Genomic DNA, 12,321 nt, shown 5'->3' on the forward strand with positions numbered 1-12,321 from the left:
CGCAAGCATCCCCTCTCCCATCATGGGAGAGGGTCAGTATGAGGGCAACTCGAACTAAATTAATTTACGTGATGAAGCACGTAAGCAACGGATGCAGTTAATTTTCTCACCATATCTAAGTGCAAGAATTCATTAGGGCCATGAGCATTGGAATGAGGTCCCAAAACCCCGGTAATCATAAATTGTGCCTCAGGGAATTTCTTACCTAACATTCCCATAAAAGGAATAGTTCCCCCTTCTCCCAGATAAGCAGCTGGCTTTCCATAAAAAGCCATTGATGCGGCATCAGCCGCTTTTTCCAACCATGAAGCAAGTTGAGGGGCATTCCATCCCTGCGAGCCATCTCCTACATTAAAACTCACTTTAGCATGATAAGGAGGTTCTTTAGTTAAGGCATCATGCATCACTGTTGCTGCAATTTTAGGGTCTACTAAAGGTGGTAAACGCATGGACAATTTTAGTGCAGTTTGTGGTCGTAAAACATTCCCTGCATTCTCTATAGTAGGAAATCCATCAGCCCCGGTAACAGTTAACGCAGGTCGCCATGTCCGATTTAGAATCAATTGTTTCCTATCCTTTGTTATCGGCTCCACTCCTTCATGTAATGGAAATTCTGCATAAACAGAATCGCCTAAAACTTGGGCACACTGTTCTGCTTGTTTTACTCGCTCTTCTGGAATTTCACAATACAAATCAGATAGTTTGACCTCTCCTGAAGCCTCATCTTCAATACGACTAATTAATTGTCGTGCGACTCGAAAACTATCTGCAACAATACCACTTGCAGCACCCGAATGGACGCCTTCATGAATGAGCTCGACGGATAGTTCACCGACCAAATTTCCTCGTAACGAAGTAGTCATCCACAATTGCTCGTAATTCCCAGCACCAGAGTCAAGGCAGATAACTAGCTTAGGATTGCCAATTCGGTCATGTAATTGTTCAATATAATAAGGCAGATCATAACTACCGCTCTCTTCACACGCTTCGATAATCAAAACACAGCGAGGAATAGGCAACCCTTGATTCTGTAAAGCACAAATTGCAGTTAATGACGCATAGGCAGAATAGCCATCATCTGCAGCTCCACGACCATATAAACGTCCATCTTTTAACACCGGTTGCCACGGGTGTAAATCTTCACTCCATCCAGACATTTCAGGCTGTTTATCAAGATGGCCATACAACAAAACAGTTTCATCAATTTCACCAGGAACTTCGATAAAAATTAATGGAGTCCGTCCTTCAAGCCTCATAATTTCAAGCATCATGCCTTTAGGAGCATGTGCCTTGCACCAATCAGCAATATGGGATACCGCCTTATCCATGAGTCCATGTTCCTGCCATTTAGGATCAAAATGAGGGGATTTATTAGGAATTTTTATGTAATCACATAAACTAGGGATAATTTCCGCTTCCCATTGGTGACAAACGAATTCATACAGCGCTTGCGGATTGAACATGAACTTGCTCCTCAATAATAGCTACGATTTGGTCTGTAGCGGACTTAATATTTAGTGCATTGATTTTATTATTAATATCCCTTTTATTATTCTCCAGTTCATGTAAAGTTTGCAGTAAAGTATCTGTATTCAAAGATCGATCTTCAATTACAAGGCTAATACCTATTTTTTGAAAATAGCGAGCATTTTGAATTTGATCTCCTCGACTAACCTCAGCTGGTAAAGGAATTAAGATATGAGGCTTTCCTAAAGCTAAAATTTCATAAAGAGAGTTAGCACCTGCTCGTGAAACAATAACCGATGCCGCGGCAAATAAATCAGCTAATTCTTCATTAGCATACTCAAACTGCTTGTAGTCCCGACGATTGAGTAAGGAAGTCTCTAGTTTCCCTTTTCCACAGATATGAATAACTTGATATTCTTTTGTTAATTGAGGTAACGCCTCACGAATACTTCGATTAATAGAACCCGCCCCCAAGCTGCCCCCTATAGCTAAAAGACATGGTTTTTCTGCATTAAATCCACATAACTCACGTCCACGGTCGCCATTACCGGCAAACAACTGCTTACGAATTGGCGTTCCTGTAACTTCTATTTTATCTTGATTTTTAAAATGCTTTTTTCCTGCTTCAAACGTTAAACAAATTTTATTAACGAAAGGAAAGCACAGCCGATTAGCGAGTCCAGGACTCATGTCGGACTCATGGGCCACAACAGGAATCCGATTTAACCAAGCCCCTAGCACAACTGGAAATGCAACAAAACCGCCCTTTGAAAAAACCACATCAGGTTTTAATTTATTAAGCAAGAAAAAAGATTGCACAATACCCACTACGATCTTAAAGGGATCCAATAAGTTTTTTAAACTTAAATACCGGCGTAGTTTACCGCTGCTTATACCATAAAATGGAATTTTAAGTGGTTCTATCATCTGCTTTTCAATACCATGAGCAGAACCAATATAAGCAATTTCCCAACTTTTATGGCTGAACTCGTGTATTAATGCCAGGTTAGGCGCCACATGTCCTGCTGTACCTCCTCCGGTAAAAACTATCATTGGCATCATAAAATCTTCCTAATAAGTAAGCTTAAGTCTATAGCCTGAATTGATTTGGTAATCGCACCAACAGAAATGAAATCCACACCTAATTGACCTATTGTAGCAATATTTTCCAGGGTAACTCCTCCAGACACTTCTAAATCACAACATTTTGGCTGATTTATTCTAATCGCCTCTTCAAGCATGTTTTGATTAAAATTATCCAACATAATTCTATCAGGGTGAGCACAAATTGCTTCACGTAACTCATCCAGAGTTTCGACTTCAACCTCAACCAATACATTTTTATTATTTTTTCTTGCCAACGCAACAGCTTCCGCCACCGAACCACAGGCTTTGATATGATTTTCTTTAATTAATATAGCATCATAAAGGCCCATACGGTGATTAACACCTCCTCCGCAAGTCACCGCATATTTTTGTGCTGCTCTTAATCCAGGAAGTGTTTTCCGGGTATCGAGTAATCGAGTCGGTGTACCACGAAGCTTTTGCGTATAATGATACGTTTGTGTTGCCGTAGCAGAAAGAGTTTGTAAAAAATTCAAGGCAGTTCGCTCACCGGTTAAGATGCTTCTTGCTGGCCCATATAACGTACATAAAGTTGCTGGAGCCGCTAACCACTCTCCTTCCGTGACGAGCCACTTTAGTTTTACTTGATCATCAAGTTGATTAAATACTTCATTAACCCACCTTTGACCGCATACCACCATAGGTTCTCGAGAGATAATTTCTGCCTCAGCCCGAAGATCGGCGGATAATAAAGTTGCAGTAACATCTCCATCACCTACATCTTCATGTAATGCACGTGTCACCTCGGTTTCTATCTGTAAAGAAATTTTACTCATGTACTATTTTCCTGTCTTTCTGCGCATATCGAATTTTTAATAAAAAAGGTGCAATAAATGTTGTCACCATTACCATCAAAACAATTGCAGAAAATAAATCATCGGAAATAACACCTAAAGTTCGACCAATAGATGCAAAAACTAAACCAACTTCGCCGCGAGGAAGCATACCGATACCAATTAATAACCGATCATTTGAAGAGCGAGCCCCATATCCACTGACTAATTTACCAATCACCGCTGCGATGATTAAACCCGTTGCCAAAATAATTACATTCAAATGATAAAAACTTTCTAATTTAACTTGGATGCCAATTACAATAAAAAACATCGGTGCTAAGATGGACTCTAATGGCGATAATAAGTGATAAATACTGCGATTTTCTTGTTGACTTAACGGTACGCCATCAAAATAGTCATCATGAAGAATGACTCCCGCAGTAAATGCCCCAATAATTGTTGCAAGTTGAAGCACCGAAGCTAACCAAGAAAGAGTCATGATAAACAGAAAAGTAATGAATAATTTTGCTTCCCAAGGTTCAAGAAAACGGAAAAAATGAATCGCCTTACGCAGGACAATGGGACCTAAAAATAAGGTTCCAGCAAAAAAAAGTATCGCGCTTACAATAATGCGCAACACAATCATAAAATCAACTATCCCACCAATCACTAAAGAGCTGACTACGGCCAATATAATTAGTCCCAATACATCATCCAACATTGCCGCACCCAATATGGTTCTTGCTTCTTTAGTGCGTAATTTTTTCATTTCGGAAAGAACACGTGCTGTAATTCCTATACTCGTTGCACTCAGGGTCGCTGCAATAAATAAATCAGATTGATAGGAAGCATTAGGCATCAATAAATAAACAGTACCAAACCCTAATAACATGGGGGCAATCACACCAATCAAAGCAACAATAAGTGAATCGCGGCCTGTATGTTTCATTTCCTCTATCGAGCTTTCCAAACCCACCATAAATAAGAGGAAAATAACCCCATATCTTGAAAAGGTATCAACAATATAAACAATTTTAAGAAAATCAGAACCATGAGGGCCACTTAAAGCACCAACAACCTGTTGCGCGTAATTAGCATTTGGAATAACCGAGCTAACTGCTTGATTCAATGGCACTCCTTGAAGTATTTCCTTTACCGCATCAAAAATGGAGGAGCCTTCTCGTAACAAAATTGCCAAGGGAAATCCATAATAATAAAATATATTTCCAATAAGAATTCCAATTAACAATTCACCCAGCACACTTGGCTGATTCAGACGTCTTGCTGTATAACGCCCAATAATTGCAAAGAAAAAAATCGTAGTAACGCCAAGTAATACAAATGCAACTGGATCAGCATGACCAGCCTCAGGAGAAGCAAAAGCCATAACAGGAACTATTCCTGCAATTAGAAACCACCATTTTAAAACCTGCATTAATGTTTTATACCTCGCTAAAATGATCTATTGGAGTCTGTAAGGGAGTAGAAAGCCTCTTCAACGATTTAAGATAACTTATCAATAGCAGCCCTATTCTGCAGCTTTTACACAATTCTTAAGCTGCTAATAGGACTTTATTTTGTGCACAGGCTAATTGAACAGTCACATCCAACTTTCTATTGTTTTGCCAAAAATAAACAGGTTTCTAAAACAGAATCTGGGTTAAGTGAAACGCTTTCTATTCCTTCTTTCATTAACCATTGGGCAAAATCCTGATGATCCGAAGGACCTTGGCCACAGATACCTATATATTTGTTGGCCTTTTTACACGCTGCAATTGCCATATGTAAAAGAGCCTTCACTGCATCGTTACGTTCATCAAATTGGGCGGCAATTAATCCCGAATCTCGGTCCAAACCTAATGTCAACTGAGTTAAGTCATTAGAACCTATGGAAAACCCATCAAAATGCTCTAGGAATTCTTTAGCCAACAATGCATTGGAAGGTAATTCACACATCATAATTACCCGTAACCCATGCTTACCCCTCTCAAGCCCATGTTGCTTCAAAACTTGAATTACATTCTCCGCCTCAGCCACTGTTCGTACAAATGGGATCATAACTTCTACGTTAGTTAAACCCATTTCTTCACGAACACGTCGTACGGCTTTACACTCCAAAGCAAAGCAGTCTGCAAATGATTCAGAAACATATCGTGATGCACCTCTAAAACCCAGCATAGGATTTTCTTCGTGTGGCTCATATAAATTTCCACCAACAAGATTTGCATATTCATTCGATTTAAAATCTGACAATCTTACAATGACAGGCTTAGGATAAAACGCTGCAGCAATTGTTGCAATTCCTTCCTTTAAGCGCTCAATATAATACTCAACTGGAGAATCATAGGCTGCTGTTTTTTCAGTAATAAATTGCTTTAATTCCTTATCTTTCAGCTGATCAAAATCAAGCAATGCACGCGGATGAATACCAATGGTATTGGAAATTAAAAATTCCAAGCGTGCCAACCCTACTCCTGAGTTGGGTATGGATTGGAATGTAAACGCTCTTTCAGGATTACCTACATTTAACATAACTTTCATTGGCAATTCAGGCATGGTGTCTACATCAAGGCGTGCTTGTTCGTAGGGCAATAATCCTTCATAAACATAGCCGTTATCTCCCTCAGCACAGCTGACGGTTACCTCATCACCATCACGAATGGTTTTCGTGGCATCGCCACAACCAACTACGGCAGGAATGCCCAATTCACGAGCAATAATAGCCGCATGACATGTTCTACCACCTCGGTTAGTCACAATAGCGGCAGCACGTTTCATTACAGGTTCCCAATCAGGATCCGTCATATCAGAAATCAACACATCACCAGGTTGCACACGGTCCATTTCACTTACATCTTTAATAATCCTTGCCTTACCTTGGCCTATGCGTTGTCCAATACTTCGCCCTTCAGTCAACACCTTACCTTTTTGCTGTAAAGTATAACGCTCCAATATCTGTTTATTGTCGCGACTTTTGACGGTTTCGGGACGAGCTTGCAAAATATATAGTTGACCATTTAAACCATCTTTTGCCCACTCTATATCCATTGGTCTACCATAATGCTTTTCAATAATCATGGCTTGATGAGCTAAGCTTTCTACTTCGCTTTGCGTTAAAGAAAACAGTAATCGTTCTTTTGCATCAACATCTACGATTTTAACGCGCTCTTGCTTGCTGGGGTCATCATTGTAGACCATTTTCAAGGCTTTACTGCCAAGATTTCTTCGAATAACTGCAGGTCTTCCGGCTTGGATACCGGGTTTATGTACATAATATTCATCAGGATTGACTGCTCCTTGAACAACCATCTCCCCTAAACCATAAGAGGATGTAATAAACACTACTTGATCGAAACCTGACTCAGTATCCATAGTAAACATCACACCACTTACAGCCATATCGCTACGAATCATTTGTTGAATACCTGCGGACAGAGCGACTTCATGATGAGCAAACTGATGATGCGTGCGGTAAGTAATCGCCCTATCATTAAATAGTGATGCAAAAACATGTTTTATTGAAAGTAAAACTTCATCAATTCCTTTGACGTTTAAAAAAGTTTCTTGTTGCCCCGCAAAAGATGCATCAGGTAAATCTTCTGCTGTAGCTGATGAACGAACTGCCACGCTGAAATTGTCATGGCCTATAGATTGCGACAGCTGTTGGTATGCGTCCCGAACAGCACGTTCAAACTCAGGAGTAAATGGCGTATTAACAATCAGTTCCCTGACTTCTTTTCCAACAACAGCTAATTGTTGTACATTATCTGGATTCAGAGTGGCCAATTTTGCATAGATTTTTTTATCTAAATCATTTTGAGACAAAAACTCTCTGAATGAATCCGCTGTAGTGGCAAATCCACCTGGAACTGCTACACCTGCTGAGGATAAATGACTGATCATCTCTCCAAGAGAAGCATTTTTTCCACCGACCTGTTCCAGGTCATGCATGCCAAGATGTGCTAAATCAATAATATGTGTTTTGACCGTCATAACTACCCCAAGTCCATCAAATGATAATCATTTTACTTAAAATGTGCGGCTATGGGAATTAGAAACTTTATTTGTCAGAAACATTAGCACTCATAGCCCAGAATAAATGAGTTTTTACCTAATCCTGAGCATGAGTATTGATGTTCGAAAAAGATTACGCATTACATGCAATTAAAGCTTGAGAAAATTCTTGATGGAAATTCGCAGCACCTAGAAGTTTAATAATACCGCCTTTGCGTAGCTTTTCTTCTACACGTGGATTAGCGCCACTTAAAATAACTCTGACATTACGCTCTTGTAAATCTTCAATAATTTCTTCTAGGGTTTGTAAACCAGTACCATCCATAAATGGAACCCAGCGCATTCTAATGATTAATGTTTTAGGGTCGGTATGAGTAACAGCTAAAGCATGTTGGAATGCTTCTGCTGCCCCAAAGAAGAACGGACCTTCTACAGCATAAACCAATACTCCATCGGGTAAGGTTTCAATATTGTGTCGTGCCAATTCGGGTGCTAACTCTTCCTGAGTCATCTGCTGCACTTCAACACTGGTAGCCATGCCCCGTATGAAGTGTAATATGGCAATGATTACACCTATATTTACTGCGACTACCAAATCCACAAATACCGTAAGGGAAAAGGTAACCAACAAAATCACCACATCAGCTCTGGGTGCACACTTTATTAATTTAATAAAATGTTTTACTTCACTCATATTCCAAGCAACAACAAATAAAACTGCAGCCAATACGGTCAGCGGTATATTCACTGCCAAAGGTGCCAGGAAAAGAATAATTAATACTAATGTGAGCGCATGGATAATACCTGCTAAAGGGCTATTACCTCCATTCCGAATATTAGTCGCTGTTCGCGCTATCGCTCCGGTAGCTGCGAATCCTCCAAACAAAGGTGCAAAAATATTTGCTATTCCCTGCCCCACCAACTCACGATTGGAATTATGTTTTGTCCCAGCCATACCATCAGCTACAACTGCTGATAAAAGCGACTCTATAGCACCCAGCATCGCGATAGTAAACGCAGGTCCAATCAACTCAATTATTCGATCGATTGTCAGGTTGGGTAATTGAAATTCAGGGAGCCCTTGAGGTATTCCACCAAATAAGGAGCCTATTGTCGCAACCCCAGAAAAATGAAAAACCGATTGTAATCCTGTCACGATTAATAGAGCCACAAGTGGACCTGGAACACGCTTTAGCCCAGAAATTCTATTTGAAAAAATAACTAAGAAGAGAGAAAAAAAGCCTAAAACAGTTGTCATTATATTGAGCTGAGGAAAAGACTGTAATAAATACCATAACTTTTCATGAAAATGACCGCTTCCTCCTGAGGGAAGACCCAAAAAGTAATGCCATTGCCCTACCCAAATCACTACGCCAATTCCCGCAGTAAAACCAATAATCACTGGGGCAGGTATAAACTTGATAATGCCCCCTAGACGAGCAAGGCCAAAAAATAACAACATGAAGCCGGCGAGGATCGTTGAAATTTGTAAACCAGAAACTCCGTATTTTGCGGTGATACCTGAAAGCACTACAATAAAAGCTCCAGTAGGACCAGCAATTTGTAAACGGCTTCCTCCCATAATGGAAACAATCAAACCAGCAATAATCGCGGTATAAATACCCTGCTCTGGCCGCACACCTGATGCAATAGCAAATGCCATTGCTAAAGGTAAAGCGACAACTCCTACGATAATTCCGGAAATAATATTTTGTAGCCAATACTTCTTCTGAAATAGACCTGCTTGGTAAGATTCAATGATTGTTTTCATGAAATGCCGCGATTCATTTTTAAAAATGAAACCATTATACACAAACATATTAAAAAAATATCAATTTTCTGATAAAATTCCTCACTTTAATTCACATCTGCTCGCGCATCTAATATTATATGTGCTTTATCATTAGGGCTAGCTACTTATGACTCTTACTGCTTTAAATGCGATCTCTCCAATCGACGGGCGTTACATTAATAAAACACGGGCTTTAAGTCCTTATTTTAGTGAATTCGCATTAATTTATTATCGCCTGACTGTAGAAATTCGCTGGCTTGAATCTTTAGCAGCTAATAAAGCGATTACTGAGGTTCCCCCATTAGATCAAAAAGCCCAAGATTTTCTCAATAATCTTATTGCTAATTTTGATGAAAATGAGGCGCTTAAAATTAAAGAATTTGAGCGACAGACAAATCATGATGTTAAAGCAATAGAATATTACCTAAAAGATAAATTCCAGCATCATGCTCCTTTGAAAGCCATTACGGCTTTTATTCATTTCGCTTGCACTTCAGAAGACATCAACAATTTAGCTTATGCGTTAATGGTAAAGCAGGCCATTGCCCAGGTCATACAACCTACGCTTGCTGAAATTATGGGGGGGATCACTCTGCTTGGTAAGCAACATGCTGATGTGCCTATGTTATCCAGAACACATGGTCAACCAGCAACCCCTACAACCATGGGGAAAGAGTTAGTCAATTTTGTCGCCCGTCTCAAAAGACCACAACAACAATTATGTGAAGTCTTGATTCCCGGCAAATTCAATGGTGCTGTGGGGAATTATAACGCCCATACTATTGCTTATCCTGAAGTAGATTGGCGAAAACATTGTGCCAACTTTGTTACATCTCTGGGTTTATCTTTTAATGCCTATACGACCCAAATTGAGCCACATGACGGTTTGGCAGAAGTATCACAAATTATGGTGCGTATTAACAATATATTGCTCGATTATACACAAGACATTTGGAGTTATATTTCTCTTGGCTACTTTAAACAAAAAACAGTAGCTGAAGAAGTGGGGTCATCTACAATGCCTCATAAAGTTAATCCTATTGATTTTGAAAATGCAGAAGGAAATTTGGGGATGGCCAATGCCCTATTTATTCATTTTGCAAATAAGCTTACTCAATCCCGACTGCAACGGGATTTATCGGACTCTACCGTACTGCGTAATATTGGTATGGCATTTTCTTATAGCCTGATTGCCTACCTATCTCTAGCCAAAGGTAACGACAAATTACAAATTAATAAACGTGCTTTACAAGAAGATTTAAAAGCAAACTGGGAAGTGTTAGCTGAGGCAGTACAAACAATGATGCGTCGCTATAATGTTCCAAATGCCTATGAACAACTAAAATCGTTAACCCGTGGCCATGGAATTGATGAGCAAAGTCTCAAGCAATTCATTAAAGAGTTATCAATACCTGAAGAAGCTAAAGAACAATTAATCAAACTTACACCAGAGAACTATACGGGTCTAGCAACCCAGTTAGTGAAGGCCTTTTTATGAGTAACACACTCTCACAACAAGGGCAAACCTTTGAATTTGATGTTCTTGTTATGGGTACAGGCTTGGCAGGACTGCAATATTGCTTACAGCTTATCAGCCTGCAACCCCGATTAAAAATTGCTTTAATCAGCAAGGCCGAATCGATTGAGTGCAACAGTCGTTATGCTCAAGGTGGAATTGCTGCTGTTTTTTCAGCAGAAGACTCCTTAGAATCACATATTTCGGATACTTTGGATGCTGGCGACGGGTTGTGTTATTTACCCGCTGTTGAATTCATAATTCGACAAGGCCCCGACATGATAAAGCAACTGGGTCAGTATAATGTTCACTTTAAGCAAGATAACAAAGGAAATTTTCATCTTGCAAAAGAAGGCGGGCATTCACACCGACGTATTTTTAATTGCGGCGATCAGACCGGTTTATCAATTACACAAACAATGAATCAGCTGGCAAAACAAATGCCCCAGATTCATTTTTTTGAGCATCATGTCGCTGTGAATCTAATTACGTATTACCATCCACATCGCACTGACATTCAAGGAGAGATTTTAGGCGCTTATATTCTGGATTGTGCTGCAAATCGAATTCATACCTTTCTAGCGAACTGTGTGGTTCTAGCAACCGGCGGTGCAGGTAAAACGTACCGGTATACGACCAATCCCATGGTTGCAACCGGAGATGGTGTGGCTATGGCTTATCGTGCTGGAGCGCGTGTTGGTAATATGGAATTTTACCAATTCCACCCTACTCTATTGCATCACCATTCTTTAAATAATTTCCTCATTTCAGAAGCCGTACGTGGTGAAGGAGCTTTACTTAAAAACGCTGAAACAGGCGAACGGTTCATGAAGCACTATGCTCCAGAGCAAATGGAACTGGCAACGCGTGACGTCGTTGCGCGTGCTATTTTTAGTGAAATTGAACGCAGTCAAATGGGATTTGTTTATCTTGACATTACTCATCAATCCAAAGAGTTCTTGAAAAAACGTTTTCCACAAATTTACGCAACACTATTATCCATTGGCATTGATATGAGTCAGGATATGATTCCTGTGGTGCCTGCAGCACATTATCAATGTGGAGGCGTCCTTACCGACATTGATGGACGAACTGATTTAAAACGACTTTATGCTATAGGTGAAGTTGCTTTTACTGGTTTACATGGCGCGAATCGTCTCGCAAGCAATTCATTGCTCGAAGCATTAGTCATGGGCTCCAATGCAGCTCGATGTACTTTAAAAGATATTTCTGCTCCTTGGAAATATTCTGAACATATTCCTAATTGGAGTGCTCCCAGTGAGGTCAATGCCAGACGCGCCAGCCAAATCAATGCACAGTGGCGTGGTTTAAGAGGAGAAATGACCTCTTATGCAGGCATAGTACGTACTGAGGCTGGGCTTGAAGATCTACTACAATTAATAATGAAACGTAAAAAAATAATTGAAGAGTATTATTGGAAGCATTCCATCACTCGAGACTTTATTGAGCTAAGAAATATTATTCTCAATGCTGAATTAATTGTAAGAGCTGCCCTGGCAAGGCGAGAATCACGTGGTGGGCACTTTCGTGAAGATTATCCGAATAAAAAAGCCGAGGCACAAGAAAGCATTGCTAAGCCAGGGCTGATGGATACTTCACCTGAATAAATA

Annotated in this window: 8 protein-coding genes; 2 read left to right on the forward strand and 6 right to left on the reverse strand. The window is 40.0% G+C overall.

Features of this window, described 5'->3' with window-relative positions; genetic code table 11:
- Positions 1–59 precede the first annotated feature (59 nt).
- The 6 genes from ACWTEW_RS27235 to ACWTEW_RS27260 all read right to left on the reverse strand — a co-directional run bounded on the left by ACWTEW_RS27235 (position 60) and on the right by ACWTEW_RS27260 (position 9,153).
- A complete protein-coding gene (locus ACWTEW_RS27235; RefSeq protein WP_454781217.1) occupies positions 60–1,463 on the reverse strand; it encodes a M20 family metallopeptidase in 1,404 nt (467 codons plus the stop codon).
- Positions 1,438–2,529, reverse strand: a complete 1,092-nt coding sequence (locus ACWTEW_RS27240) for an undecaprenyldiphospho-muramoylpentapeptide beta-N-acetylglucosaminyltransferase (protein ID WP_454781218.1) — start codon at positions 2,527–2,529, stop codon at positions 1,438–1,440. The genes ACWTEW_RS27235 and ACWTEW_RS27240 overlap by 26 nt, the downstream gene beginning before the upstream one ends.
- On the reverse strand, positions 2,526–3,368 hold the full coding sequence (gene nadC / locus ACWTEW_RS27245; protein ID WP_454781219.1) for a carboxylating nicotinate-nucleotide diphosphorylase: 843 nt from the start codon (positions 3,366–3,368) through the stop codon (positions 2,526–2,528). The genes ACWTEW_RS27240 and nadC overlap by 4 nt, the downstream gene beginning before the upstream one ends.
- A complete protein-coding gene (locus tag ACWTEW_RS27250) occupies positions 3,361–4,803 on the reverse strand; it encodes a cation:proton antiporter (protein WP_454781220.1) in 1,443 nt (480 codons plus the stop codon). The genes nadC and ACWTEW_RS27250 overlap by 8 nt, the downstream gene beginning before the upstream one ends.
- A 179-nt stretch (positions 4,804–4,982) precedes the next feature.
- Positions 4,983–7,361, reverse strand: coding sequence for a phosphoenolpyruvate synthase (gene ppsA, locus ACWTEW_RS27255; protein ID WP_454781221.1), 2,379 nt, complete (start codon positions 7,359–7,361; stop codon positions 4,983–4,985).
- Positions 7,362–7,515: 154 nt separating this feature from the next.
- Positions 7,516–9,153, reverse strand: coding sequence for a SulP family inorganic anion transporter (locus tag ACWTEW_RS27260; RefSeq protein ID WP_454781222.1), 1,638 nt, complete (start codon positions 9,151–9,153; stop codon positions 7,516–7,518).
- Between the two features lie 148 nt (positions 9,154–9,301).
- Between ACWTEW_RS27260 and purB the strand changes: the two genes are divergently transcribed.
- Positions 9,302–10,672, forward strand: coding sequence for an adenylosuccinate lyase (gene purB, locus ACWTEW_RS27265; protein ID WP_454781223.1), 1,371 nt, complete (start codon positions 9,302–9,304; stop codon positions 10,670–10,672).
- Positions 10,669–12,318: an L-aspartate oxidase gene (nadB, locus tag ACWTEW_RS27270; protein WP_454781224.1), complete on the forward strand. Its 1,650-nt coding sequence runs from the start codon at positions 10,669–10,671 to the stop codon at positions 12,316–12,318. Before purB ends, nadB begins: the two co-directional genes overlap by 4 nt.
- Positions 12,319–12,321 lie beyond the last annotated feature (3 nt).

This window comes from Legionella stuttgartensis, from assembly GCF_977063405.2.

Excerpts from the sequence above, each read along its gene's own strand:
- ACWTEW_RS27235 (WP_454781217.1), bottom strand. The coding sequence starts at position 1,463 with ATGTTCAATCCGCAAGCGCTGTATGAATTCGTTTGTCACCAATGGGAA.
- nadC (WP_454781219.1), bottom strand. The coding sequence starts at position 3,368 with ATGAGTAAAATTTCTTTACAGATAGAAACCGAGGTGACACGTGCATTA.
- ACWTEW_RS27250 (WP_454781220.1), bottom strand. The coding sequence starts at position 4,803 with ATGCAGGTTTTAAAATGGTGGTTTCTAATTGCAGGAATAGTTCCTGTT.
- ACWTEW_RS27260 (WP_454781222.1), bottom strand. The coding sequence starts at position 9,153 with ATGAAAACAATCATTGAATCTTACCAAGCAGGTCTATTTCAGAAGAAG.
- ACWTEW_RS27240 (WP_454781218.1), bottom strand. The coding sequence starts at position 2,529 with ATGATGCCAATGATAGTTTTTACCGGAGGAGGTACAGCAGGACATGTG.
- purB (WP_454781223.1), top strand. The coding sequence starts at position 9,302 with ATGACTCTTACTGCTTTAAATGCGATCTCTCCAATCGACGGGCGTTAC.
- nadB (WP_454781224.1), top strand. The coding sequence starts at position 10,669 with ATGAGTAACACACTCTCACAACAAGGGCAAACCTTTGAATTTGATGTT.
- ppsA (WP_454781221.1), bottom strand. The coding sequence starts at position 7,361 with ATGACGGTCAAAACACATATTATTGATTTAGCACATCTTGGCATGCAT.